This window comes from Rahnella laticis, assembly GCF_015644585.1.
In the GTDB taxonomy this organism is placed as follows: Bacteria; Pseudomonadota; Gammaproteobacteria; order Enterobacterales; family Enterobacteriaceae; genus Rahnella; species Rahnella laticis.
In genome coordinates, this window is record NZ_JADOBI010000019.1 from 46,039 (window position 1) to 71,854 (window position 25,816).

21 protein-coding genes are annotated in these 25,816 nt (G+C 52.5%); 17 read left to right on the forward strand and 4 right to left on the reverse strand.

Translation table 11 applies throughout. The annotated features are described in order from the left end of the window. Positions 1-158: 158 nt before the first annotated feature. From IV433_RS25445 to IV433_RS25465, 5 genes are all read left to right on the forward strand, one after another. The gene (locus IV433_RS25445) at positions 159-602 is read left to right on the forward strand and encodes a PTS sugar transporter subunit IIA (protein ID WP_195816374.1); all 444 of its coding nucleotides are present in this window, start codon (positions 159-161) and stop codon (positions 600-602) included. A 139-nt stretch (positions 603-741) separates the two neighbouring features. Beyond that, positions 742-1,023, forward strand: coding sequence for a PTS sugar transporter subunit IIB (locus IV433_RS25450; RefSeq protein WP_195816373.1), 282 nt, complete (start codon positions 742-744; stop codon positions 1,021-1,023). 174 nt (positions 1,024-1,197) lie between these two features. Next, positions 1,198-2,574: a PTS ascorbate transporter subunit IIC gene (locus IV433_RS25455; protein WP_165058307.1), complete on the forward strand. Its 1,377-nt coding sequence runs from the start codon at positions 1,198-1,200 to the stop codon at positions 2,572-2,574. 104 nt (positions 2,575-2,678) lie between these two features. Beyond that, positions 2,679-3,512: a transketolase gene (locus IV433_RS25460; RefSeq protein ID WP_195816372.1), complete on the forward strand. Its 834-nt coding sequence runs from the start codon at positions 2,679-2,681 to the stop codon at positions 3,510-3,512. Beyond that, a complete protein-coding gene (locus IV433_RS25465) occupies positions 3,505-4,458 on the forward strand; it encodes a transketolase family protein (RefSeq protein WP_195816371.1) in 954 nt (317 codons plus the stop codon). Before IV433_RS25460 ends, IV433_RS25465 begins: the two co-directional genes overlap by 8 nt. A gap of 64 nt (positions 4,459-4,522) precedes the next feature. Here IV433_RS25465 and pta read toward each other — a convergent pair whose 3' ends face one another. Together pta and ackA are read right to left on the reverse strand one after the other, a co-directional pair. Next, entirely contained in the window at positions 4,523-6,667 is a 2,145-nt protein-coding gene (gene pta / locus IV433_RS25470; protein WP_193333090.1) for a phosphate acetyltransferase, read from the reverse strand. A gap of 189 nt (positions 6,668-6,856) precedes the next feature. After that, positions 6,857-8,059: an acetate kinase gene (gene ackA, locus IV433_RS25475; protein WP_195816370.1), complete on the reverse strand. Its 1,203-nt coding sequence runs from the start codon at positions 8,057-8,059 to the stop codon at positions 6,857-6,859. A gap of 519 nt (positions 8,060-8,578) precedes the next feature. On the opposite strand from ackA, the gene yfbV reads away from it, so the two are divergent. The 4 genes from yfbV (at position 8,579) to IV433_RS25495 (ending at position 12,463) form a co-directional block, all read left to right on the forward strand. Beyond that, positions 8,579-9,034: a terminus macrodomain insulation protein YfbV gene (gene yfbV / locus IV433_RS25480; RefSeq protein ID WP_104921265.1), complete on the forward strand. Its 456-nt coding sequence runs from the start codon at positions 8,579-8,581 to the stop codon at positions 9,032-9,034. Between the two features lie 177 nt (positions 9,035-9,211). Further along, positions 9,212-9,706, forward strand: a complete 495-nt coding sequence (locus IV433_RS25485) for a YfbU family protein (protein ID WP_165058299.1) — start codon at positions 9,212-9,214, stop codon at positions 9,704-9,706. 27 nt (positions 9,707-9,733) lie between these two features. Next, the gene (locus IV433_RS25490; protein WP_195816369.1) at positions 9,734-10,387 is read left to right on the forward strand and encodes a sugar phosphatase; all 654 of its coding nucleotides are present in this window, start codon (positions 9,734-9,736) and stop codon (positions 10,385-10,387) included. A gap of 243 nt (positions 10,388-10,630) precedes the next feature. Next, positions 10,631-12,463, forward strand: a complete 1,833-nt coding sequence (locus IV433_RS25495; RefSeq protein ID WP_195816368.1) for an SLC13 family permease — start codon at positions 10,631-10,633, stop codon at positions 12,461-12,463. A gap of 14 nt (positions 12,464-12,477) precedes the next feature. On the opposite strand, the gene yfbR is transcribed toward IV433_RS25495, so the two are convergent. Then, positions 12,478-13,077 carry a 5'-deoxynucleotidase gene (yfbR, locus tag IV433_RS25500; protein WP_152324371.1) on the reverse strand — a complete coding sequence of 200 codons (600 nt, stop codon included), beginning with the start codon at positions 13,075-13,077 and terminating at the stop codon, positions 12,478-12,480. Between the two features lie 114 nt (positions 13,078-13,191). Then, entirely contained in the window at positions 13,192-14,406 is a 1,215-nt protein-coding gene (locus IV433_RS25505) for a pyridoxal phosphate-dependent aminotransferase (RefSeq protein ID WP_152324370.1), read from the reverse strand. A 986-nt stretch (positions 14,407-15,392) separates the two neighbouring features. Here IV433_RS25505 and lrhA point away from each other — a divergent pair. The 8 genes from lrhA (at position 15,393) to nuoH (ending at position 25,803) form a co-directional block, all read left to right on the forward strand. Then, on the forward strand, positions 15,393-16,337 hold the full coding sequence (gene lrhA, locus IV433_RS25510; protein ID WP_152324369.1) for a transcriptional regulator LrhA: 945 nt from the start codon (positions 15,393-15,395) through the stop codon (positions 16,335-16,337). Positions 16,338-17,039: 702 nt separating this feature from the next. Next, positions 17,040-17,483, forward strand: coding sequence for an NADH-quinone oxidoreductase subunit A (locus IV433_RS25515; protein WP_104921271.1), 444 nt, complete (start codon positions 17,040-17,042; stop codon positions 17,481-17,483). A gap of 22 nt (positions 17,484-17,505) precedes the next feature. Then, a complete protein-coding gene (locus IV433_RS25520; RefSeq protein ID WP_101076105.1) occupies positions 17,506-18,180 on the forward strand; it encodes a NuoB/complex I 20 kDa subunit family protein in 675 nt (224 codons plus the stop codon). Between the two features lie 81 nt (positions 18,181-18,261). Next, positions 18,262-20,061, forward strand: a complete 1,800-nt coding sequence (gene nuoC / locus IV433_RS25525) for an NADH-quinone oxidoreductase subunit C/D (protein WP_104921272.1) — start codon at positions 18,262-18,264, stop codon at positions 20,059-20,061. A gap of 2 nt (positions 20,062-20,063) precedes the next feature. Beyond that, positions 20,064-20,600 (forward strand): NADH-quinone oxidoreductase subunit NuoE, encoded by a 537-nt coding sequence (nuoE, locus tag IV433_RS25530; protein WP_229893720.1) that lies wholly within the window; start codon positions 20,064-20,066, stop codon positions 20,598-20,600. Next, positions 20,597-21,958: an NADH-quinone oxidoreductase subunit NuoF gene (gene nuoF / locus IV433_RS25535; RefSeq protein WP_104921273.1), complete on the forward strand. Its 1,362-nt coding sequence runs from the start codon at positions 20,597-20,599 to the stop codon at positions 21,956-21,958. Before nuoE ends, nuoF begins: the two co-directional genes overlap by 4 nt. Before the next feature lie 144 nt (positions 21,959-22,102). Continuing rightward, entirely contained in the window at positions 22,103-24,829 is a 2,727-nt protein-coding gene (gene nuoG / locus IV433_RS25540) for an NADH-quinone oxidoreductase subunit NuoG (RefSeq protein WP_195816367.1), read from the forward strand. After that, a complete protein-coding gene (nuoH, locus tag IV433_RS25545) occupies positions 24,826-25,803 on the forward strand; it encodes an NADH-quinone oxidoreductase subunit NuoH (RefSeq protein ID WP_195816366.1) in 978 nt (325 codons plus the stop codon). The genes nuoG and nuoH overlap by 4 nt, the downstream gene beginning before the upstream one ends. The last annotated feature ends 13 nt before the right edge of the window (positions 25,804-25,816 follow it).

Here is a 25,816-nt window from a genome sequence, read left to right on the forward strand (position 1 = left end):
GCGCTATCACAGATCTCAATGATAGAAGTTTGGTAGCGCTATCTTTGTGAGTTGTATCACAGATGTTAACGCTACCGCTGAAGTAGAGTCTGGATCGTTGGTGGTGTCTGGGGGAAATTCGACCTGCCATCTTAAAAAAATAAACCGGAGCCATAACTATGCTGAATGATTGGCTGACTTCTGAGAGGATTCAGATCAGAACAGATATCACAGACTGGCGTGAGGCCGTGGAAGTGAGCGCTGAACCGTTGCTGAAAGAGGGGACGATTACCCCCGACTATCTGACGGCAATTTTTGCTCAGCGTGAAAAACTGGGCCCGTATTTTGTTCTGGCACCCGGCATTGCGATGCCACATGCCAGGCCGGAAGAGGGCGCTAACGGATTAGGATTGTCTTTACTGACATTGCCGCACGGGGTGAAATTTAATTCGGAAGATAACGACCCGGTGTATACGGTCGTGATGTTATCTGCACCCGATAAGCACCGTCATATTGAGCTTATTTCCGAACTGGCGGAATTGTTCTCCAGCGAAGAAGATATGCAGAAAATATTCCGGGCCAAAGCCATAGATGAAATACAGGAAGTCATCGCCCGTTATTAATTTAGGTTAAGTGTTGTTTCGCTTATTAACAGGCTGACGATTTCATTCTCAGAAAAATAGTGTTTTTCATATGCATTATCCTGCGTAGCGGATACGTGTACCTTACGCCTTTCAAAACAGATAAAAATCAGGTGAATTTATGAAGATTATGGCGATTTGCGGTTCCGGTTTAGGCAGCAGCTTTATGGTTGAAATGAATATCAAGAAAGTCCTGAAGAAATTAAACATCCAGGCCGATGTTCAGCACTCCGATCTGTCATCCGCTATCCCGGGTGAAGCGGATCTGTTTGTCATGGCGAAGGACATTGCCGCCAGCGCCAGTATTCCGGAAAACCAGCTCGTGGTCATTACGAATATTATTGATATTAATGAACTTGAAACTAAACTGATTGCGCATTTTGAAAAACACCCAATATCCTGATTGGCACTGAAAATACCTGACTAATAAAATTAATATTTCCCCTAAATAATTCGAATGGCAGGAAGGCGGCAAGTGAAGGAATCCCGATGAGCTTACTACTGTAAGTGATTCGAGTGAGTGAACGCAGTCAACGCATCTGCAGTTCGAAGTATGACGGGGAATAACGAGGTTGATATGTTTATCCAAGAGACGCTCAAGTTTGTGGTTGATATATTAAAAGTGCCTTCTGTGCTGGTCGGGCTTATTGCATTAATTGGCCTGGTTGCGCAAAAGAAAAACTTTTCAGATGTCGTCAAGGGAACCGTTAAAACAATACTGGGCTTTTTAGTATTGGCCGGCGGTGCGACCGTATTAGTGGGCGCATTAAATCCACTCGGCGGCATGTTTGAACACGCTTTTAATATCCAGGGTATTATTCCAAACAACGAAGCCATTGTTTCCATCGCACTTGAGAAGTTTGGTGCGCCGACGGCCTTAATTATGGCGTTCGGTATGGTGGCAAACCTGGTTGTGGCGCGCTTTACCCGTCTGAAATATGTGTTTCTGACCGGACATCACACATTTTACATGGCCTGTATGATCAGCGTTATCCTGACCGTTGCCGGTTTTGAAGGAGTTGCACTGGTCTTCACCGGTTCCCTGACGCTGGGTCTGATCATGGCGTTCTTCCCGGCACTGGCGCAGCGTTATATGCGCAAAATCACCGGCAGCGACGATGTGGCATTCGGCCATTTCGGCACCATCGGTTATGTGTTATCGGGCTGGATCGGCAGCAAAGTCGGGAAGGGTTCACGCTCAACCGAAGAAATGAACCTGCCTAAAAATCTCAGCTTCCTGCGCGACAGCTCAATTTCCATCTCGCTGACCATGATCATCATTTACCTGATTATGGCGGTATTTGCCGGGCAGATTTTCGTCGAGCAAACCTACAGCGCAGGCCAGAACTATCTGGTGTACTCCATCATCATGGCGATTACCTTTGCGGCTGGTGTGTTCATCATCCTGCAAGGTGTGCGCCTGATTCTGGCGGAAATCGTTCCGGCGTTCGTCGGCTTCTCCGAAAAACTGGTCCCGAATGCCCGCCCGGCGCTGGATTGCCCGGTTGTGTATCCGTACGCCCCGAATGCCGTGCTGATTGGTTTTCTGTTCAGTTTCCTCGGCGGTCTGGTCGGTCTGTTCCTGTTAGGCCAGATGCATCTGGTGCTGATCCTGCCGGGCGTCGTACCGCACTTCTTCACCGGTGCAACGGCGGGCGTGTTTGGTAACGCAACCGGTGGTCGCCGCGGCGCGATGGTCGGTGCATTTGCCAACGGCGTGCTGATTACTTTCCTGCCTGTTCTGCTGTTACCGGTGCTTGGCGCGCTGGGCTTTGCCAACGCGACCTTCTCTGATGCGGACTTCGGTGTTATCGGCATTCTGCTGGGTAATCTGGCCCGCTTCATGTCGAAGGAAGGCATCATGGCGCTGATTGTCGGCATCTTCGCGGTACTGGTTGCCTGGAACTATCTCGGCAAAAAACCGGTGGCTGATAAAGAAGTCACTGAGAAGTAATTCCCTGCATCAATACGTTTCTTAAATCCATCCGGGAAACACTGTCCTGCCTGTTAGCAATAACAGGCCAGGATAAGTGCTCACTAAAATAAGGACCCATCAAGATGAAAGATGTCCAGGAGGTTCGTGAACTGGCCCGCCATATCCGCATCGAGACGCTGAAAATGCTGACCGGTCTGGGGTTCGGGCACTATGGCGGCAGTATGTCAGTGGTGGAAACGCTGGCCGTTTTGTACGGTGATGTGATGCGTATCGACCCGGATAAACCGGACTGGCAGGAGCGCGATTATTTCGTGCTTTCCAAAGGCCACGCTGGCCCGGCTTTGTACGCCACGCTGGCGCTGAAAGGTTATTTCCCGGTCAGTGAGTTGCAAACGCTGAACCAAAACGGCACCCGTTTGCCGAGTCATCCGGATCGTCTGCGCACCACGGGTGTGGATGCCACAACCGGATCACTCGGGCAGGGCGTTTCCATCGCGGCGGGCATGGCGCTTTCCCATAAGCTGGCAGGCCGTTCCAACCGCGTTTTCTGCATCCTTGGCGATGGCGAACTCAATGAAGGACAGTGCTGGGAAGCCTTCCAGTTCATCGCTCACCACAATCTGCACAACCTGACGCTGTTCATTGATTACAACAAACAGCAACTCGATGGCACGCTGGACGAAGTGATTAAGCCGTTTGATCTGGCAGGAAAATTCAGCGCATTTGGATTTGATGTTCAGACCATTAAAGGTGATGACGTGGTGGCTATCAGTGAAGCCGTTACGCCGATTCGCCATGCAGAACAGCGTCCGCTGGTGGTGATCCTCGACAGCATAAAAGGGCAGGGCGTGAAGTATCTTGAGCAACTGGCGAACTCCCATCACCTGCGCTTAACGCCTGATGTAAAACTGGAAATTGAAAACGCTATTGCTGAGCTGGAGGCCGCCCATGTTTGAAGTCACGCTGGAATTGCAGAAAGATGCGGTTGAGATGCGTAAAGTCTATGCCAATACCGTGCGCGAGAAGATTGTCGAGAACACACCGATTATCGCGCTGGAAGCGGATCTGATGAGCTCGATGGCAATGGACGGCGTGCATAAAGACCACCCGGAACACGTGATTAACTGCGGCATCATGGAAGCCAACGTGATTGGCGTTGCGGCCGGTTTATCGCTGACCGGACGCGTGCCGTTTGTGCATACGTTTACCGCTTTTGCCAGCCGCCGCTGTTTCGACCAGTTGTTTATGTCGCTGGATTACCAGAAGAATAACGTCAAAATCATCGCCTCGGATGCGGGCGTCAGCGCCTGCCACAACGGCGGCACGCATATGTCTTTTGAAGATATGGGCATTGTGCGCGGGCTGGCAAGCTCGGTGGTGATGGAAGTGACCGACGCGGTGATGTTCCGCAATATCCTGTTGCAGCTGATGGATCTGAAAGGTTTTTACTGGGTGCGGACTATTCGCAAACAGGCCACGCAGGTTTACAAGGAAGGTTCGACATTCACCATTGGTAAGGCAAATCTGCTGCGCGACGGCAGCGATGTAACGCTGATTGCCAACGGTATTATGGTGGCGGAAGCGCTGAAGGCGGCAGAAATGCTGGAGCGCGAAGGTGTCAGCGCCGCGGTGATCGACATGTTTACACTCAAACCTATCGATAAAGACATCATCATTAAGTACGCCGCGAAAACGGGCAAAATCGTGACCTGTGAGAACCACAGTATTCATAACGGTCTGGGATCGGCGGTAGCCGAAGTGCTGGTAGAGAATCACCCTGTACCGATGCGCCGTGTCAGCGTGAAAGAGCGTTACGGTCAGGTGGGAACACAGGAATTTTTACAGCAGGAATATGGCCTGACGGCGGAACATATTCTGGAAGCCGCAAAAGCGTTGCTGTAATTTCCTTTGTGCCAAAAAAAACGCCGGTCATCAAGACCGGCGTTTTGCGTTCAGAGGGTCTGGCTTATTTAGCCGGAACCGCCGCTTCTGCCTGAGCAGACTGAATCGCAGTCAGGGCAACAGTGTAGACGATATCGTCAACCAGTGCGCCACGGGACAGGTCGTTAACCGGTTTGCGCATACCCTGCAACATCGGCCCGATTGAGACCAGATCCGCAGAACGCTGAACCGCTTTATAAGTTGTGTTACCGGTGTTCAGATCAGGGAAGATGAACACGGTAGCTTTACCTGCAACCGGTGAGTTTGGTGCTTTGGATTTCGCTACGTCAGCCATGATAGCGGCGTCGTATTGCAGCGGGCCATCGATGATCAGGTCAGGACGTTTTTCCTGCGCCAGACGGGTCGCTTCACGCACTTTCTCAACGTCGCTGCCTGCACCGGAGTTGCCGGTGGAGTAGGAGATCATCGCAACGCGCGGCTCGATACCGAATGCAGCCGCGGAATCCGCAGACTGGATTGCGATTTCTGACAGCTGTTCAGCTGTTGGATCCGGGTTGATCGCGCAGTCACCGTAAACCAGAACCTGGTCAGGCAACAGCATGAAGAACACGGAAGAAACCAGTGAGCTGCCCGGTGCAGTTTTGATCAGCTGTAGCGGTGGACGGATGGTGTTTGCGGTGGTGTGGACAGCACCGGAAACCAGGCCGTCAACGTTACCCTGTTCGAGCATCAGTGTGCCCAGAACCACATTGTCTTCCAGCTGTTCGCGGGCAACCACTTCGGTCATGCCTTTGCTTTTACGCAGCTCAACCAGACGGGCAACGTATTCTTCACGTACAGCAACCGGATCAACAATTTCGATGCCTTTACCCAGCGTCACGCCCTGAGCGGCTGCAACGCGTTTGATCTCGTCAGGGTTACCCAACAGAACGCATTCCGCGATACCGCGTTCAGCACACAGCGCTGCGGCTTTCACGGTACGTGGCTCGTCGCCTTCTGGCAGAACGATACGTTTGCCGGCTTTGCGGGCCAGTTCGGTCAGCTGATAACGGAAGGCCGGAGGAGACAGACGACGTGAACGCTCGGAGTGCGCGCTCAGGGAGTTAATCCAGTCAGCGTTGATGTGAGAAGCCACGTATTGTTGCAGTTTCTCAACGCGCTGATGGTCGTCTGCAGGCACTTCCAGATTGAAGCTTTGCAGGCTCAGGGACGTCTGCCAGGTGTTGGTGTCTACCATGAAGACCGGCAGGCCAGTCTGGAAAGCACGTTCGCACAGCTGGTTGATGCGGTCATCAATTTCATAACCGCCGGTCAGCAGGATTGCGCCAATCTCAACGCCGTTCATCGCGGCCAGACAGGCTGAAACCAGCACATCAGGACGGTCTGCGGAAGTCACCAGCAGTGAACCCGGACGGAAATGTTCCAGCATATGAGGAATGCTGCGTGCGCAGAAAGTCACGGATTTTACGCGGCGGGTTTTGACATCACCTTCGTTGATGATGCGGGCATTCAGGTGTTTCGCCATGTCGATTGCGCGGGTGGCAATCAGCTCGAAGCTCCACGGAATGCAACCCAGAACCGGCAGCGGGCTGTTGGCAAACAGCTGAGTCGGGTCAACGTTGGCAACGCTGGCTTTGGTGGAATCATCAAAGATTTCAGACAGGTCAGGCCGTGTACGACCCTGATCGTCAACCGGTGCGTTCAGTTTGTTGATGATAACGCCGGTGATGTTTTTGTTTTTGCTGCCGCCGAAGCTGCTGCGCGCCAGTTCGATGCGCTCTTTCAGCTGTGCCGGAGAATCGTTACCCAGCGCCAGAACGAAGACGATTTCTGCGTTCAGGGTTTTGGCGATTTCATAGTTCAGGGCATTCGCGAACTGGTGCTTACGCGTAGGCACCAGGCCTTCAACCAGAACGACTTCAGCGTCTTTGGTGTTTTCGTGGTAACGCGCGATGATTTCTTCCATCAGCACGTCTTGCTGGTTTGAACTCAGCAAGGTTTCAACGTGGCTCATTTTCAGCGGTTCCGCTGCGGTCACGGTGGAGTTAGCACGAATGATGGTGGTGGTCTGGTCTGGTGCATCACCGCCGGTGCGCGGTTGCGCGATAGGCTTGAAGATGCTCAGGCTGACGCCTTTTTGTTCCATTGCACGGATCACACCCAGGCTGACGCTGGTCAGACCTACGCTGGTGCCTGTTGGGATCAACATAATTGTACGGGACACGGCTAAACCTCTTTGACGGTTGCCAGGCAAGAACATTCGCAGGTTTGTGCAGAGGGGATAATGATCAGCATAAGCGCGATGATTATCCTGCGCGGTGCGTCCAAACGGGCGGCGTTTGCCTTTGATGATAGTAGAAAAATGACTGCCAGCTTGCGCTGGCAGTTTAGGGTCGTTTTATGCGGTCAGGCGCGCGGCGTCTTGTGCAATGACCAGCTCTTCATTGGTTGGGATAACCAGAGCGGTACGGGTGCCTTCTTTGTTGATAGCACCGGATTTGCCAAAGCGTGCAGCCAGGTTGCGCTCGTGGTCAACTTCAAAGCCCAGCAGAGCCAGTTTGTCCAGAGACAGTTCGCGAACCATTGCCGCATTTTCGCCGATACCACCGGTGAACACGATAGCGTCCAGACGGCCTTCCATCAGTGAAGTATACGCACCGATGTATTTCGCCAGACGGTGGCAGAACACGTCCATTGCACGTTTAGCGTCAGCTTTGGTGGCGTAGTTATCTTCAACATAACGGCAGTCGCTGGTGACTTCAGTCAGGCCCAGCAGGCCGGATTCTTTGGTCAGCATTTTGTTGATTTGATCAACGCTCATGCCCAGAGAATCATGCAGGTGGAAGATGATTGCCGGGTCGATGTCACCGCTGCGGGTACCCATGACCAGGCCTTCCAGCGGGGTCAGACCCATAGAAGTATCAACGCATTTACCGTTACGGATTGCGCTGACAGAACCGCCGTTACCCAGGTGGCAAGTGATCAGGTTCACTTCTTCCACTGGTTTGTTCAGCATTTTCGCGGCTTCCTGAGTCACATAGAAGTGGCTGGTGCCGTGTGCGCCGTAACGACGGATGTGGTGATCTTTATACAGGCTGTACGGCAGCGCGTAGAGGTAAGATTCTTCAGGCATGGTCTGATGGAACGCGGTGTCGAAGACAGCAACGTTTTTGTCAGCCAGTTTAGGGAAAGATTTCAGTGCTTCATCGATACCGATCAGGTGAGCCGGGTTATGCAGCGGTGCAAACGGGATAGATTCTTTGATACCTTCGATCACCGCGTCGTTGATCAGCATGGATTTAGTCAGCTTCTCGCCGCCATGAACGATGCGGTGGCCGATTGCTACCAGCTCAGCAGACAGTTCAGGTTTTTTGCTCAGAATATTGTTAACGATGAATTTCAGCGCTTCGCTGTGTGCGGCACCCGCACCTAAAGCGGCTTCTTCTTTGCCACCGTCCATTTTCCACTTAATGCGTGCTTCTGGCAGATGGAAACATTCGGCTAAACCTGAAATGTGTTCTTCACCGTTTGCTGCATCAATGATGGCAAACTTAAGGGAAGAACTACCACAGTTAAGAACCAGTACAAGCTTACTCGACATGGAAGTACCTATTTATTGTTGGTGCTGTTTAAAAAAAACAATACACGTGGTTAATAAATCGTCAGTCTGACATCAAGCGTAGCGCATAATGGCGGTGACAATTATGATTAACATCATGCCAGAGAGCCATAACAGGCATGACGATGAAAAAGCTGAAGAATCGCGGGGAACAGATTTTTTAATCTCCCGGATAACGGTGAAACGTCCGTCTTGCAGACGAAAACGTTCCTGTTATGCTTCTTCAGAATGTTGCTAATAAGTAAAAACACTAACAAAAAATACAATAACTAATTACAAAACCACCCGACGCAAGGCACTATGCTTAATGTAGGGAGAAAACATTGCAATTTCGCGTTTCCGCCCCAACTTTATATTAACCTTGTCGGCTGAGAGGTATGCAAGGCTGCGATAGAATACCGACAGGTGCCAGCAAAAACAAAATATATTTTATCGTGGTAAACTCCAGTTTGTGTTTTACAAATATTTTTTAAATTTTATACGTGAAGTTGAGGTGCATCTATGACGAGTAAGCCAACAGGCTCCGTAGGCTGGTTCCAGGTTTTCCAGCGCGGGCAGCACTACATGAAGACATGGCCGTCAGATAAGCGTCTGGCTCCGGTATTCCCTGAGAACCGGATTTCCAGTGCCACCCGATTTGCTGTACGCGTTATGCCCGCCGTGGCCGTTTTCACGCTGAGCTGGCAAATTGCCATGGGCGGACAACTGGGCCCGGCCGTGGCGACCGCTATTTTTGCCTGTAGCCTGCCGATGCAAGGGTTGTGGTGGCTTGGCCGTCGTTCCCTGACGCCGCTGCCGCCGACGCTGATGAGCTGGTTCCACGATGTGCGCAATAAACTTGTCGAAGCCGGGCAGGCATTAGCCCCGATTGAAGGCACGCCGACGTATCAGTCGCTGGCCGATGTACTCAAGCGGGCTTTCAAGCAGCTTGATAAAACCTTTTTAGACGATCTGTAATTCTGCCCGTCCCGTCATTAACATCGTTTACGCCGCATTTTGACCGGAGGAACGTCTCCTCCGGTGATTATTTCAGATGAGATCCAGACCCAAATCAAAGAATGGCGTGCTTGCGATTTCGCAGAACTTTGCGCTATGCCATGCTTTGCTCATTATGCAGACATGAGGATTTTCACGATGGAAATGACGAACGCTCAACGCCTGATTTTGTCGAATCAATATAAAATGATGACCATGCTGGACCCCGATAACGCGGAGCGTTATCGCCGGTTACAAACGGTGATCGAACGTGGTTTTGGTTTGCAAATGCGCGAGCTGGACAGGGACTTTGGCGAATTGCCGGAAGAAACCTGCCGCACCGTAATTAACATTATGGAAATGCATCATGCGATGCAGGTTTCATGGACTAACCTGAAAGACACTCAGGATTTGGATCGCCGCCGTATTGATTTCCTCGGTTTTGATGCTGCAACAGAATCCCGCTATTTAAGCTATGTCCGCTTTATGGTGAACACCGAAGGACGTTACACTGATTTTGATGCGGGGACGCACGGCTTTAACGCACAGACCAAAATGTGGGATAAATACCAGCGCATGCTGGCCGTCTGGCAATCTTGTCCTCGTCAGTACCATTTGAGCGCCGTCGAGATAGCGCAAATCATAAATGCCTAAATTGAGATAACTAAAGAGGAATTGCCTGTGGAGTGCAAAGGTTTCTTGTTCGACCTTGATGGAACGTTAGTGGATTCACTGCCCGCCGTAGAACGCTCCTGGATTAACTGGGCACTCAGTTGGGGGGCCAACCCGCAGGATGTTCTGGCCTTTATTCATGGCAAACAGGCAATCACTTCTTTACGTCATTTCATGGAAGGCGCAAGCGAAGAAAAGATTCAGGAAGAGTTCGATAAACTGGAAAAGATCGAAGCCACTGATACTGAAGGTGTTACGGCGCTGCCGGGCGCTCATCTTATTCTGAGTGAACTCAACCGCATGAACATTCCGTGGGCGATTGTGACCTCGGGTTCCATGCCGGTGGCCAGTGCGCGTCATAAAGCCGCGAATTTGCCTGAGCCGGAAGTGTTCATCACCGCAGAACAGGTTAAACACGGCAAGCCTAAGCCGGATGCTTATCTGCTGGGTGCAGAACGTCTTGGGCTGGCGCCGGAAGATTGTGTCGTGGTGGAAGATGCCGCGGCGGGCGTAATGGCCGGTCTTGCGGCCGGTTGCAAAGTGATTGCGGTTAACGCGCCGTCTGACACACCGGGAATCGAAGATGTAGATTTCGATCTTTCCTCGCTGAAAGATTTACTGCTTAATCCTTCCGATAACGGCGTGACCGTCAGCCTGCGCTAAGCGCATAAAAAGTACAATTAACGCCTTTTAATTGATATAAACCCCGCAGCAGCGGGGTTTTTTTATGCCATCCTAATATCCGTCATACTTCAAACTGCCTCTGCGTTGGCCGCCTTCACAAATCCCGGTCACTTACTCTTGTAAGCTCCCGGGATTTATTCCGTTGCCGCCTTGATGCAATTTGAATTATTTGGGGTATTCACTGAGTTTATGCCTGCCATCTCAACGCAAAAGGAGTTTGTTTTGACCGGTGAATTAATCTGGGTAGTGATACTGCTTGTGATCGCCATGGTGTTGTTCGCGCGCAATACGCTGCGGATGGATATCGTGGCGTTACTTGTCATCATTGCTTTCGTGCTGAGCGGAACGCTGACCATCAATGAAGCGCTGGCCGGATTCAGCGACCCGAACGTGATTCTGATTGCCGCACTGTTTGTTGTCGGGCACGGGCTGGTCAGAACCGGCGTGGCTTATCAGGTGGGCGACTGGCTGATGAAAGTCGCGGGTAACAGCGAAACCCGTATGCTGGTTTTACTGATGCTGACCGTCGCCGGGCTGGGCGCGTTTATGAGTTCGACCGGCGTAGTGGCGATTTTCATCCCCGTTGTTATCAGCGTTTCTGCCCGCATGAAAACGTCTCCCGCCCGCCTGATGATGCCACTGAGTTTTGCCGGGCTTATCAGCGGGATGATGACGCTGGTCGCCACGCCACCCAATATGGTGGTTAACAGCGAATTACTCCGTGAAGGGTTTGACGGTTTTGGTTTCTTCGGCGTGACGCCGGTGGGGCTGGTCGTGCTGGTAATGGGCGTAGGATATATGCTGCTTGCCCGCCGCTGGCTGTCTTCCGATGACGCCTTACAGGATAAACAGCGCTGGAAGCGTCGTACTTTTCGTGATCTTATCCGCGATTACCACCTGACCGGCCGTGCGCGGCGGATGACGGTACGTCCCGGATCTCCGCTGGTCGGCCGCACGCTGGACGACTTGCATCTGCGTTCCCGCTATGGCGCAAACGTGGTGGGTATTGAACGCTGGCGCAAATTTCGTCGTGTGATGGTCAGTGCAACCGGGAACACCGAGCTGTGTGCCCGCGATGTGCTGCTGCTGGATATGGCTGATCCTGATGTTTCTGTCCGCCAGTTTTGTACCGATGAAATGCTTGAGCCGATGGTTTTACGCGGTGAGTATTTTTCCGAGCAGTCACGGGATGTCGGAATGGCGGAAGTGTCGCTGATCCCAGACTCCGAGCTGCTAGGTAAAACGTTGCGCGACGTGGCGTTCCGCTCAACTTACGGCCTGAACGTGGTCGGCATTCGCCGGCAGGGAGAAGCGCTCGACGGCAAGCTGGTTGATGAAGTTTTACTGCTGGGCGATATGTTGCTGGTGATTGGCGACTGGAAACTCATCCGCCAGCTACAACAGCAGATGCATGATTTCATTGTGCTGAATCTGCCCGCAGAAGTGGATGAAGTCGCGCCCGCACTCAGCCAGGCCCCCCATGCGCTGTTTTGCCTGGCGCTGATGGTCGCGTTAATGCTTACCGACGACGTGCCGAATGCCATCGCGGCCATTATTGCCTGCATGCTGATGGGCAAGTTCCGCTGCATCACGATGGAAGGCGCGTATAAAGCCATTCACTGGCCGAGTCTGCTGCTGATCGTCGGGATGATGCCTTTCGCGCTGGCACTGCAAAAAACCGGCGGCGTGGCGCTGATTGTGAAAGGCCTGATGGAAGTGAGCGGAGGATACGGCCCGTACATGATGCTGCTGAGTTTGTTTGTGCTCTGCGCCGGTATCGGGTTATTTATTTCCAATACTGCAACGGCCGTACTGATGGCGCCGATCGCCATTGCGGCGGCGCATCAGATGGGCGTTTCGCCTTACCCGTTTACCATGATTATCGCGATTGCGGCCTCGGCGGCGTTCATGACGCCGGTTTCATCACCGGTGAATACGCTGGTGATGGTGCCCGGCAACTACAAGTTTGGCGATTTCATCCGTATCGGCGTGCCTTTTACGCTGCTGGTGATGGTCGTCAGCATTTTTCTGGTGCCAGTACTTTTCCCGTTCTGACGCACAGCAGGCGATCAGAGCGGAGAATCGAGGCTGATTTCATCCAGTGACAGACTGAAGCTTGGGATAAAGACTTCCATGAAGTAGTCCATTTCCGGGCTTTTTCTGTCAGCCAGCGTCTTTTCCAGACGCGCTTTTGCCAGCGTAAATTCGTTATTACCCGCCGACAATTCTTCCAGACATTTCAGGTACGCGCACAAGGCATCGGCCTGTTTTACCGTCAGTTTTTCATCTTCCGTATAGTAGTGTTCGTCAATCAGCGGACGGAAATCCTCCTGCAATTCTTTCGGCAGCATTTCAATCAGTTTTTGCTGAGCAATTTTCTCGATCTTTTTGTATTCATGGGCAATTTGCGGATTGTAATACTTGATAGGCGTCGGCATATCGCCGGTCAGCACCTCGCTGGCGTCGTGATACATCGCCAGAAGGGCGACGCGTTCTGCGCTCAGATTGCCGTTAAATTTACGATTTTTGATCACGGCCAGGGCATGAGCCACGAAGGCGACCTGGAGGCTGTGTTCGGACACATTCTCGGTGCGGACGTTGCGCATCAGTGGCCAGCGGCTGATCAGTTTAAGACGGGAAAGGTGGGCGAAAAAATGGCTTTGACTCATAGCACTCTCGATAACAACGGTGAATGAGAGTCCATTGTGAGCAGTGCGAAACCGTTATGCAAATGCGGAAATGCGCAGAAAGAAAAAAGGGCGCAGATGTCTGCGCCCTGATCATTACTGACGGTAGGTTTCGAGGAAACGACCGAACTTGTTCACTGCCATTTCCAGTTCGTCTACGCGCGGGAGCGTCACGATACGGACGTGGTCAGGATAAGGCCAGTTAAAGGCGGAGCCCTGAACCAGCAGGACTTTTTGCTGTAACAGCAAATCGAGCACCATTTTCTGGTCATCCTGAATATTGAAACGCTTGGCATCGATTCGCGGGAACATATACAGCGCGCCTTTCGGCTTCACGCAGGACACGCCCGGGATCTGATTAATCAGTTCCCACGCGCGGTCACGCTGTTCGACCAGGCGCCCGCCCGGCTGAATGAATTCGCTGATACTCTGGTAACCGCCCAGCGCTGTCTGAATGGCGTGCTGCATCGGAACGTTGGCGCACAAACGCATCGAGGCCAGCATTTCCAGACCTTCTATATAGCCTTTGGCGTGCTTTTTCGGGCCGTTCAGTACCATCCAGCCCTGACGGAACCCGGCAACGCGGTAGGTTTTTGACAGACCATTGAAGGTTACGGTCAGAAGATCCGGCGCCAGCGACGCAATGGAAATGTGCTGAGCCTCGTCGTACAGGATCTTGTCGTAGATTTCGTCGGCAAAGATGATCAGATTGTGTTCACGCGCAATCTCGACGATCTGCATCAGCAATTCCTTGCTGTACACCGCGCCGGTTGGATTGTTCGGGTTGATGATCACAATGCCACGGGTGCGCGGCGTGATTTTGTCACGAATATCGGCGATATCCGGGAACCAGTCAGCGCCTTCATCACACAGGTAATGCACCGCATTACCGCCAGACAGGGAAACTGCGGCGGTCCACAACGGATAATCGGGCGCAGGCACCAGCATTTCATCGCCCGTGTTCAGCAATGCCTGCATTGACTGAACGATGAGCTCAGAAACACCGTTACCGATGTAAATGTCTTCAACAGTGATATCGCGCATATCGCGCGCCTGATAGTGCTGCATGATCGCTTTACGTGCAGAAAACAGGCCTTTTGAATCACAGTAGCCCTGTGAAGTCGGCAAATTGCGGATTACGTCGATCAGGATTTCATCCGGCGCGTCGAAACCGAACGGGGCAGGGTTGCCGATGTTCAGTTTGAGGACTTTGTTGCCTTCTTCTTCAAGACGTTTTGCTTCTTTGAGCACCGGGCCGCGAATGTCATAACAGACGTTGTCCAGTTTGTGGGATTTTTCAATCGGGGACATGTAAATAGGAGCCTTTTGCAGTAAAGCCTGTTCTTCCCTGGCGCCAGGCGACCGTAGAACAGTGCGAAGGGGTCAATTTACTCCCCCGGAGCGGGTGTGAGAAGGGCTGTGCACCGTTTTGGTGAAAAACAGCAGTAATGCGGCCGGAGGTGGTTCTTTCCCATGCCTTACAGGACACTAAATGGTTTTTAATTCTTATGATTGGCTTTTATGTGATTTTTTATTTTGTAAATGGTGGTTTTATAACCGGTAATTTCACTGTTTTTGCTGCACTACGATCGCCGTTCCGGTTTTGCGGCTGTGTTCTTTTTGGGCAGAACATCATGAAAACTTACCAAAGCTCGACAAATTCTGAAAAAAAATCGTGTGCGGATGATAAACAAGGAAAAATGTTTGATGAGAATTAGTTTTATTTATCTAATGATTAATAGTGAGTGCTGGATAAATGATCATGTCGGGGCAATATCTGAAACCTATTCTTTTTTGAATAAGTGAATGCTTTACTGGCATATATATAATAAAAATCACTATAAACAAAATTTGATGAAACAAGAAAAATCTTAATGATCATTTAACTAATGACCAGTGGCATTAAATGGTTATTCGTTTGAGCCAATGAATTTAATGGGTTATATTTCCATGCGTTACTTTTATTAGTTAATTTAGCTTATGTTTCTTCTCCGGCAGATTGGCGATTGTCAGGGTTTTGTCAGCAGCAGGCCAGTATGTAAGGCATGTGGAAGGGTTTCACGGGACGGACTATATTAATTAAGACGCTCTAATCATTCCTGCTTTGTGCGGAATTACTGTGCGTGCTTTTAATGGTTCGATGCTCACAAAGTGGAAAACTTTCGTGCACAAATATTTCTCATTTTCACTTATCAAATGAGTGAGTATCAGCCATATCTGGTATTCTGCTTTTTGCGGGTACTTTGACGCACCATCAGGGTAGCTTGTTATTAGATTCTATAAAGTGAAGAAAAACTATGACAATAGCAAATCGTCCAATCCTCAATCTCGACCTTGACCTGTTGAGGACATTTGTCGCTGTTGCCGATTTAAATACGTTCGCTGCGGCCGCTGCTGCCGTGTGTCGTACTCAGTCGGCGGTCAGCCAACAAATGCAACGTCTAGAACAACTCGTTGGAAAAGAACTGTTTGCCAGACATGGACGCAATAAATTATTAACTGAACACGGTATTCAGTTATTGGGGTACGCACGAAAAATTCTTCGTTTTAACGACGAAGCGTGCACCTCTTTGATGTACAGCAACGTCCAGGGCGGGATAACGATTGGTGCGTCAGACGATACGGCTGACACCATCTTACCTTTCCTGCTCAGCCGCGTGACTTCGGTATATCCAAAGTTGTCTATTGATGTCCGCGTGAAACGCAGCCCGTTTATGTTGTCGATGCTGGAAAGTGAGGAAGTCGATTTGGCCATCACGACGATGACCAACACCGATCATCCGCATATCGTCCTGCGAACTTCGCCAACATTATGGTATTGCTCGGCTGATTTCGCCTATCCGTCAGGGGACAGTGTGCCGCTGGTGGTGCTGGATGAACCCAGCCCGTATCGCATGATGGCGATAGAGCATCTCAACCAGGCGGGGATCCCGTGGCGTATTGCGTATGTGGCATCAACATTGTCTGCTATTCGTGCTGCGGTTCGCGCCGGTTTGGGCGTGACAGCGCGGCCGATTGAAATGATGAGCCCTGAACTGCGTGTTTTGGGTGAGCAGGATGGTCTGCCACGCTTGCCGGATACTCAGTACGTGCTGTACAAAAACGCCCGTTGCGAAAATGAACTGGCGATGGCGATTTTCAACGCTGTTGAGCAAGGGAATGATCCTTATTCTCTCAGTGCCTATGGTCCGCGTCCGGTTGTGGATGACGATCATGAGTTCCTGGCAGACTCTCAAAGTTAAAAATAACCCCGGCTTTACCTTCCGCCTCCGATCATCGGGGCGGGGGTAAAGGTTTCTACCTCTTTAGGGGTGTAAAAGTTGTGTTTTTATCGGTTTACTTTAATAACTCCATCCAAACCTGATTTTTTCTGCATTAACCCCTTTCCTTTCCCGCTACGACTGTCATTCCCGTTGACTATCACTTCACTAAATGACGCAAAATCCTGAATTTTTTTAGGTTAAAAAAATGCATCAAATTTTTCCGCAAATCGCTTGTCGTTTTTTGAAAATCAACAAAACTTGTTAAATGTGTGGCCATTTCTGTCTCAAAATTGACAGAACTCTGACATGGATCAAAAAAATACCCCTATTAAGAGAGTGGAAGAGCCGACTATTCCTGCGACAATAGGAAAGCCCGAAAGATGTAATAACTCCCATCCCAGGCCCATGCTTTATCACGGTATTTAACTGACACGATTTAGCTTAAGTACCGTCGCATGATATGTTAATTAAATGCTAAGCATGTAAACTAATGTGGAGATACTTTTGTCAAAGTTGACAAAAGGTTATAGAAAAGGGTAAAAAGCCCACAACAAATCACTGGCTTAATGCCTTGTTGAGCCGTGAACTGTGTGGTTATTAATCCTTCCCTTGAATCGATGTGGTACGCAAACTGCCGACCCTAAGAGCAGATGCCAAAGTGCCACTTTTGATGAGTAAGCAATGAGTATGTCAACAGCCACTGAAGTCATCGCTCAACATTGGGCGTTCGCCGTTTTTCTTATCGTTGCCGTTGGGCTGTGCTGCCTGATGTTACTGGGCGCCGCGTTCCTTGGCGGGAGAGCCAGAGCACGCTACAAAAACACGCCTTTTGAATCAGGTATCGCCTCGGTGGGCACTGCCCGTCTGCGCCTTTCCGCAAAGTTCTATCTGGTCGCAATGTTTTTCGTCATTTTCGACGTTGAAGCCCTGTATCTCTATGCATGGTCAACGTCAATCCGCGAAAGCGGTTGGACGGGATTCGTTGAAGCCACCATTTTCATTTTGGTACTGCTGGCAGGTTTGTTCTATCTGGTGCGAATTGGCGCACTCGACTGGACCCCAACACGTTCGAAAGGACCTGTTAAACCGAGCCCGGCAATTAATACCAACAATCACCCTCAGTAAGCAGTCATAGCGAGGCATTAAGATGGACTATACGCTCACCCGCATAGACCCGGACGGTGAGAACGACCGTTACCCCCTGCAAAACCAGGAGGTCGTCGGCGATCCTCTTCAGGAGCAGGTTAAGCGCAGCGTTTTCATGGGGAATCTCCAGGAATCATTGCACGGCATGGTGAACTGGGGACGCAAAAACTCCCTCTGGCCCTACAACTTCGGCCTTTCCTGCTGCTACGTCGAAATGGTGACGTCATTCACTGCGGTGCATGACGTTGCGCGTTTTGGGGCAGAAGTTCTGCGTGCATCACCCCGTCAGGCTGACTTCATGGTGGTCGCAGGTACCTGCTTCACCAAAATGGCCCCGGTTATTCAGCGCCTGTACGACCAGATGCTGGAACCGAAATGGGTGATTTCGATGGGCGCCTGTGCGAATTCCGGCGGCATGTACGATATTTATTCTGTTGTGCAGGGCGTGGATAAATTCCTGCCTGTCGACGTGTATATCCCGGGTTGCCCGCCGCGTCCGGAAGCGTATATGCAGGCATTACTGCTGCTGCAGGAATCTATCGGTAAAGAACGTCGCCCATTGTCATGGGTTGTTGGCGATCAGGGTGTTTACCGCGCGAATATGCAGTCTGAAAAAGAGCGTAAACGTGCTGAGCGTATTGCCGTGACAAATCTGCGTTCGCCGGACGAGATTTAACACTGCGGTCTGAGAGTCAACCCTGAGGGGTGAGGTGTCCCCCTTACGGCATAAATGACCATTTAGTGTGGTGAAAAAAATATGACAGATTTGACGACGCAAGATTCAGCCCTGCCAGCATGGCATACCCGTGATCATCTTGATGATCCGGTTATCGGCGAATTGCGTAACCGTTTTGGGCCAGAGGCCTTTACTGTTCAGGCAACCCGTACCGGAATTCCCGTGGTATGGTTCAAGCGCGAACAGGTACTGGAAGCGATTACCTTTTTACGAAAACAGCCAAAACCTTATGTCATGCTTTTCGATTTGCATGGTTTTGATGAGCGTTTACGTACCCACCGCGACGGTTTACCGGCTGCGGATTTTTCCGTTTTCTACCACCTGATCTCTGTCGAGCGTAACCGCGACATCATGATCAAGGTGGCGTTGTCAGAAAACGATCTCCATGTTCCGACCGTGACCAAGGTGTTCCCGAACGCCAACTGGTACGAGCGCGAAACCTGGGAAATGTTCGGTATTACCTTCGATGGCCACCCGCACCTGACGCGCATCATGATGCCGCAGACCTGGGAAGGTCACCCGCTGCGTAAAGATTATCCGGCGCGCGCCACCGAGTTCGACCCTTATGAGCTGACTAAGCAAAAAGAAGAACTCGAGATGGAATCGCTGACCTTCAAGCCGGAAGACTGGGGCATGAAGCGTGGCACCGACAACGAGGACTTCATGTTCCTCAACCTCGGGCCAAACCACCCGTCTGCGCACGGTGCGTTCCGTATCGTATTGCAGCTTGATGGCGAAGAAATTGTCGACTGCGTTCCGGACGTCGGTTACCACCACCGTGGTGCTGAAAAAATGGGCGAACGTCAGTCCTGGCACAGCTACATCCCGTATACCGACCGTATCGAATATCTTGGCGGTTGTGTTAACGAAATGCCTTACGTTCTGGCGGTTGAAAAACTGGCCGGTATCGTAACGCCTGATCGCGTTAACACCATCCGCGTGATGCTGTCTGAACTGTTCCGAATCAACAGCCACCTGCTGTACATCTCTACGTTTATTCAGGACGTGGGCGCGATGACGCCAGTGTTCTTCGCCTTTACTGATCGTCAGAAAATTTACGATCTGGTGGAAGCGATCACCGGTTTCCGTATGCACCCGGCCTGGTTCCGTATTGGTGGCGTTGCACATGACCTGCCTAAAGGCTGGGATCGTCTGCTGCGTGAGTTCCTTGACTGGATGCCAGCGCGTCTGGATTCCTACGTCAAAGCGGCACTGAAAAACACCATTCTGATTGGCCGTTCCAAAGGCGTGGCGGCGTATAACGCTGACGACGCTCTGGCCTGGGGCACCACCGGTGCTGGCCTGCGCGCAACGGGTATTCCGTTCGACGTGCGTAAATGGCGTCCATACTCTGGCTACGAAAACTTCGATTTTGAAATCCCGACCGGCGATGGCGTCAGTGACTGCTATTCCCGCGTGATGCTGAAAGTAGAAGAGCTTCGTCAGAGCCTGCGCATTCTGGAACAGTGCTACAAAAACATGCCGGAAGGCCCGTTCAAGGCGGATCACCCGCTGACCACGCCGCCACCGAAAGAGCGCACGCTGCAACACATCGAAACCCTGATCACGCACTTCCTGCAAGTGTCGTGGGGTCCGGTCATGCCTGCGCAAGAATCTTTCCAGATGGTTGAAGCAACCAAAGGGATCAACAGCTACTACCTGACCAGTGACGGCAGCACCATGAGCTACCGCACGCGCGTACGTACGCCGAGCTTCCCGCATTTGCAGCAGATCCCGTCCGTAATCCGTGGCAGCCTGGTATCCGACCTGATCGTGTATCTGGGCAGTATCGATTTTGTAATGTCAGATGTGGACCGCTAACGATGACAGATATCAACAAAGACTCAGAAGTTCAGTACATCAACGTCAGCGAGCCTGTTGCGCCGCCGGTGTTCGTGCTGAGCGATGCTGAACGTGAAGCGATTGAACACGAGAAACATCACTACGAAGATGCCCGCGCGGCCTCTATCGAAGCGCTGAAAATCGTGCAGAAAGCGCGTGGTTGGGTGCCAGACGGCGCTATCTACGCGATCTCCGATGTTCTGGGCATTCCCGCCAGCGACGTTGAAGGTGTGGCGACATTCTACAGCCAGATCTTCCGCCAGCCGGTTGGCCGCCATGTGATCCGTTACTGTGACAGCGTGGTGTGCCACATCACCGGTTATCAGGGGATCCAGGCTGCTCTTGAACAACAGTTGCACATCAAGCCGGGCGAAACGACCAAAGACGGGCGCTTCACCCTGCTGCCGACCTGCTGCTTGGGGAACTGTGACAAAGGTCCATCAATGATGATTGATGAGGACACGCACAGCCACCTGACGCCAGAAGCGATCGGCCAGCTACTGGAGCGCTACGCATGACCTATACACCCCGACATATCGAACGCACGCCGGAGATGCATCCGCTGACCTGGCGTATGCGCGATGACAAACAGCCTGTCTGGATTGACGAATACCGCAGCAAAAACGGTTACGTCGGTGCAGAAAAAGCGCTGAAAGGCATGGCGCAGGAAGAAATCGTCAATCTGGTGAAAGACGCAGGCCTGAAAGGGCGCGGCGGTGCAGGTTTCTCCACGGGTCTGAAGTGGAGTCTGATGCCGAAAGACGAAAGCATGAACATCCGCTATCTGCTGTGTAACGCCGATGAGATGGAACCGGGTACTTACAAAGACCGCATGCTGATGGAGCAAATGCCGCACCTTCTGGTGGAAGGCATGTTGATCTCCGCGTTCGCGCTGAAATCTTACCGTGGCTACATCTTCCTGCGTGGCGAATACATCGAAGCCGCCGTGAACCTGCGTCGCGCGATCGAAGAAGCCACAGCGGCGGGTCTGCTGGGTAAAAACATCCTCGGCACCGGTTTTGATTTCGAACTGATTGTTCACACCGGTGCAGGTCGCTACATCTGTGGTGAAGAAACCGCGCTGATTAACTCGCTGGAAGGCCGCCGCGCCAACCCGCGTTCCAAACCACCGTTCCCGGCTTCTGCCGGTGCATGGGGTAAACCGACGTGTGTAAACAACGTCGAAACCCTGTGTAACGTGCCTGCAATTCTTGAGCACGGCGTGGACTGGTACAAAGGTATTTCTGCGGGCAAAAGTGAAGATGCCGGTACCAAACTGATGGGCTTCTCTGGCCGGGTGAAAAATCCGGGCGTATGGGAACTGCCATTTGGTACGACTGCACGTGAAATCCTTGAAGAGTATGCCGGTGGCATGCGCGATGGTCTGACCTTCAAAGCCTGGCAGCCGGGCGGGGCAGGGACTGACTTCCTGACCGCTGACCATCTCGACCTGCCGATGGATTTTGCCAGCATTGGTAAAGCCGGAAGCCGTCTGGGTACGGCGCTGGCGATGGCGGTGGATAACGAAATCGGCATGGTCCCGCTGGTACGTAACCTCGAAGAGTTCTTCGCCCGCGAATCCTGTGGCTGGTGTACACCGTGCCGCGACGGTTTGCCGTGGAGTGTGAAAATTCTGCGCGCGCTGGAACGTGGCGAAGGCCAGCCAGGGGATATCGAAACCCTTGAGCAGCTTTGCCGCCAGCTGGGCCCGGGCAAAACCTTCTGCGCACACGCGCCGGGTGCCGTGGAGCCATTGCAGAGTGCGATTAAATATTTCCGGGAAGAGTTCGAGGCGGGTATCGCCAAACAGCATTACAACAATGCGCGTGCGATTGGCGGGATTCAGCCAAACAACCTGCTCAAACAACGCTGGTAGTGAAGGCAACAGACGGCGGACGTGAGCCCGCTGTGCGCGAATTCCCGTAATAAGGGACGCGCTGCTAACAGGACAGACGCCAACCCGGCAAGAATTTTTGATTAACGCCCGCCGTCAGGTGGGCCACGTGGAAGCATGCTGACTATGGCTACGATTCATGTAGACGGCAAAGAATACGATGTAGACGGAGCGGACAACCTGTTACAGGCTTGCCTCTCTCTCGGCCTCGATATTCCTTATTTTTGCTGGCATCCGGCGCTGGGAAGCGTCGGCGCTTGCCGCCAATGTGCGGTTAAGCAATACCAAAATGCGGAAGACACGCGCGGTCGTCTGGTGATGTCATGTATGACACCAGCGTCTGATGGCACCTTCATTTCCATCGACGACGGAGAAGCGAAAGAATTCCGTGAAAGCGTCGTGGAATGGCTGATGACCAACCACCCGCACGACTGTCCGGTGTGTGAGGAAGGCGGTAACTGTCACCTTCAGGATATGACGGTGATGACCGGCCACAGTATGCGCCGCTACCGCTTTACCAAACGTACCCATAACAACCAGGATCTCGGTCCGTTCATCTCGCATGAAATGAACCGCTGTATCGCCTGCTACCGTTGCGTCCGTTACTACAAGGATTACGCGGACGGCACCGATCTGGGTGTCTATGGCGCGCACGACAACGTCTATTTCGGTCGCCCGGAAGATGGCCCGCTGGAAAGCGAGTTCTCCGGTAACCTGGTAGAAGTCTGTCCGACAGGCGTGTTCACCGATAAAACGCACTCCGAACGCTACAACCGTAAATGGGACATGCAGTTTGCGCCAAGCATCTGCCAGCAATGTTCTGTTGGCTGTAACACCAGCCCGGGCGAGCGTTATGGCGAACTGCGTCGTATTGAAAACCGCTATAACGGGACCGTAAACCACTATTTCCTCTGCGACCGTGGTCGTTTCGGTTACGGCTACGTGAACCTGAAAGATCGTCCGAAGAAACCACTGCAATTGCGTGGCAACGACTGGATCGAACTCAACGCCGAACAGGCGATGCAGGGCGCGGCGGATATCATCCGTCAGGCGAAGAAAACCATCGGTATCGGTTCTCCGCGAGCCAGCCTGGAAAGCAACTTCGCGCTGCGTGAACTGGTCGGGGCAGAAAACTTCTACACCGGCATCAACGCGGCAGAGCAAGGGCGTCTTCAACTGATGCTCAACGTTCTGCGCAACAGCGGCGTTCACACGCCAGCGCTGCGTGAAATCGAAGAATATGATGCGGTTCTGGTGCTGGGCGAAGATTTAACCCAGACCGGCGCACGTATCGCGCTGTCTGTTCGTCAGGCGGTGAAAGGTAAAGCGCGCGCGATGGCGGCGGCACAACGTGTTGCCGACTGGCAAATCGCGGCAGTGCAAAACATTGGTCAGCACGCCAAGCATCCGTTGTTCATCACGAACGTGGACAACACCAAGCTTGATGATATCGCGGCTTACAATTACCGCGCGGCGGTAGATGAACAAGCGCGTTTCGGCTTTGCTATCGCCCATGCGCTGGATAATTCAGCACCGGCAGTCACTGATCTGGCTGAAGGCCTGAACAAGAAAATTGACGTGATCGTGCAGGCGCTGACCGGTGCCCGCAAGCCACTGATCATCACCGGTTCTAACGCCGGTTCTGACGCGATTATCGAAGCGGCAGCCAACATCGCGAAAGCACTGAAAGTGGCGGGCAGCAATGTCGGCATCACTTTCGTGGCTTCTGCGGCCAACAGCATCGGTTTGTCGATGATTGGCGGCGGCACGTTGGATGACGCGCTTGAGCTTCTGACCCGCGGCGACGCTGACAGCGCCATCGTGATGGAGAATGACCTTTACCGTCAGGCTCCGGCAGCGAAGGTGGACGCGGCGTTAGCGAAAGTGCAGAACCTGCTGGTCGTTGACCATCAGCGCACCCGCATCATGGATAAAGCCAGCCTGATCCTGCCTGCGGCAAGTTTTGCCGAAAGCGACGGTACGCTGGTGAATCAGGAAGGCCGCGCACAGCGTTTCTTCCAGGTTTATGACCCGGCTTACTACGACACCACCGTTTCCATGCTGGAAAGCTGGCGCTGGATGCACTCGCTGCATTCCACCATCAACAGCCGTCATGTGGACTGGACCCAGCTTGATCACGTTATCGACGCCTGCGTTGAAGCACTTCCACAGCTGAAAGGCATGGTGGAAGCCGCGCCAAACGCCAGCTTCCGTATTCGTGGTCAGAAACTGGCACGTTCTCCGCACCGCTCAAGTGGCCGTACCGCAATGCGCGCCAACATCAGCGTGCACGAACCGCGTCAGCCGCAAGATAAAGACACCATGTTTGCCTTCTCGATGGAAGGGAACAACAGCCCGACAGCTAACCGCAATCAGGTGCCATTCGCCTGGGCGCCAGGCTGGAACTCACCGCAAGCCTGGAACAAATTCCAGAGCGAAGTGGGCGGCAGTCTGCGCCACGGTGATCCGGGGGTGCGTCTGATTGAAGCAGGGGAGGGTAACCTCGACTACTTCACCGGTATTCCGGCGGCCTTTACTGCACAGAGCGATAACTGGCGTGTTGCGCCTTACTATCACCTGTTCGGCAGTGAAGAAATGACTCAGCGTTCTGCGGTTATTCAGCAGCGTATGCCACAACCTTATGTGATGGTTAACCCGGCCGATGCGGCTCAGTTAGGCGTAAATGCCGGTTCTCAGGTGGAATTCACCTGCGCCGGTCAGCAGCTTAAACTGCCGGTTCGTCTGAGTGAAACCCTCAGTCAGGGCCAGCTTGGCCTGCCGCTGGGCTTACCGGGTATTCCACCGGTGCTGGTGGGCGCAACGATTGAAAATCTGCGGGAGGCAGCACAATGAGCTGGTTTACACCTGTTGTGATCGATTCGTTGATCGCTATCCTGAAAGCCGTTGTGATCCTGCTGGTCGTCGTGACCTGCGGGGCCTTCATGAGTTTCGGTGAGCGTCGCTTGCTGGGCCTGTTCCAGAACCGGTACGGGCCAAACCGTGTCGGCTGGGGCGGTTCCCTGCAACTCGTTGCCGACATGATCAAGATGTTCTTCAAGGAAGACTGGGTTCCTAAATTCACCGACAAAGCCATCTTTACGCTGGCGCCGATGATTGCGTTTACGTCCCTGTTGATCTCCTTTGCGATCGTGCCGGTCAGCCCGACCTGGTTCGCCGCAGACCTGAACATCGGTATCTTGTTCTTCCTGATGATGGCCGGTCTGACTGTCTATGCGGTGTTGTTTGCTGGCTGGTCCAGTAACAACAAATACTCGCTGCTGGGTGCGATGCGTGCATCGGCCCAGACCCTGAGCTACGAAGTATTCCTCGGCTTGTCGCTGATGGGCGTTGTGGCGCAGGCGGGTTCGTTCAACCTGCAAGACATCGTGAATTCGCAAGCGCACATCTGGAACATCATTCCGCAGTTCTTTGGCTTTGTGACCTTTGCGATTGCCGGTGTGGCTGTGTGTCACCGTCACCCGTTTGACCAGCCGGAAGCCGAGCAGGAACTGGCCGATGGTTACCACATTGAATATTCCGGTATGAAATTCGGTCTGTTCTTCGTGGGGGAATACATCGGTATCGTGACTGTCTCTGCGCTGATCGTCACCTTGTTCTTCGGTGGCTGGCAGGGTCCGTTCCTGCCGCCGTTTATCTGGTTTGCGCTGAAAACCGCTTTCTTCATGGTGATGTTCATTTTGATCCGTGCTGCTTTGCCGCGTCCCCGCTACGACCAGGTAATGTCATTTGGCTGGAAAGTTTGCCTGCCGCTGACGTTACTTAATCTGCTGGCGACCGCTGCGGTCATCTTGTACAACGCGCAATAAGGGGTGATGAAAC

What these genes read in the sequence shown, in the direction of transcription:
- IV433_RS25455 (WP_165058307.1), top strand. Translation starts at nt 1,198, where the DNA reads ATGTTTATCCAAGAGACGCTCAAGTTTGTGGTTGATATATTAAAAGTG.
- nuoE (WP_229893720.1), top strand. Translation starts at nt 20,064, where the DNA reads ATGACAGATATCAACAAAGACTCAGAAGTTCAGTACATCAACGTCAGC.
- IV433_RS25460 (WP_195816372.1), top strand. Translation starts at nt 2,679, where the DNA reads ATGAAAGATGTCCAGGAGGTTCGTGAACTGGCCCGCCATATCCGCATC.
- ackA (WP_195816370.1), bottom strand. Translation starts at nt 8,059, where the DNA reads ATGTCGAGTAAGCTTGTACTGGTTCTTAACTGTGGTAGTTCTTCCCTT.
- IV433_RS25520 (WP_101076105.1), top strand. Translation starts at nt 17,506, where the DNA reads ATGGACTATACGCTCACCCGCATAGACCCGGACGGTGAGAACGACCGT.
- IV433_RS25450 (WP_195816373.1), top strand. Translation starts at nt 742, where the DNA reads ATGAAGATTATGGCGATTTGCGGTTCCGGTTTAGGCAGCAGCTTTATG.
- nuoC (WP_104921272.1), top strand. Translation starts at nt 18,262, where the DNA reads ATGACAGATTTGACGACGCAAGATTCAGCCCTGCCAGCATGGCATACC.
- pta (WP_193333090.1), bottom strand. Translation starts at nt 6,667, where the DNA reads ATGTTGATCCCAACAGGCACCAGCGTAGGTCTGACCAGCGTCAGCCTG.
- IV433_RS25465 (WP_195816371.1), top strand. Translation starts at nt 3,505, where the DNA reads ATGTTTGAAGTCACGCTGGAATTGCAGAAAGATGCGGTTGAGATGCGT.
- IV433_RS25485 (WP_165058299.1), top strand. Translation starts at nt 9,212, where the DNA reads ATGGAAATGACGAACGCTCAACGCCTGATTTTGTCGAATCAATATAAA.
- nuoF (WP_104921273.1), top strand. Translation starts at nt 20,597, where the DNA reads ATGACCTATACACCCCGACATATCGAACGCACGCCGGAGATGCATCCG.
- yfbR (WP_152324371.1), bottom strand. Translation starts at nt 13,077, where the DNA reads ATGAGTCAAAGCCATTTTTTCGCCCACCTTTCCCGTCTTAAACTGATC.
- IV433_RS25505 (WP_152324370.1), bottom strand. Translation starts at nt 14,406, where the DNA reads ATGTCCCCGATTGAAAAATCCCACAAACTGGACAACGTCTGTTATGAC.
- lrhA (WP_152324369.1), top strand. Translation starts at nt 15,393, where the DNA reads ATGACAATAGCAAATCGTCCAATCCTCAATCTCGACCTTGACCTGTTG.
- IV433_RS25445 (WP_195816374.1), top strand. Translation starts at nt 159, where the DNA reads ATGCTGAATGATTGGCTGACTTCTGAGAGGATTCAGATCAGAACAGAT.
- yfbV (WP_104921265.1), top strand. Translation starts at nt 8,579, where the DNA reads ATGACGAGTAAGCCAACAGGCTCCGTAGGCTGGTTCCAGGTTTTCCAG.
- nuoG (WP_195816367.1), top strand. Translation starts at nt 22,103, where the DNA reads ATGGCTACGATTCATGTAGACGGCAAAGAATACGATGTAGACGGAGCG.
- nuoH (WP_195816366.1), top strand. Translation starts at nt 24,826, where the DNA reads ATGAGCTGGTTTACACCTGTTGTGATCGATTCGTTGATCGCTATCCTG.
- IV433_RS25515 (WP_104921271.1), top strand. Translation starts at nt 17,040, where the DNA reads ATGAGTATGTCAACAGCCACTGAAGTCATCGCTCAACATTGGGCGTTC.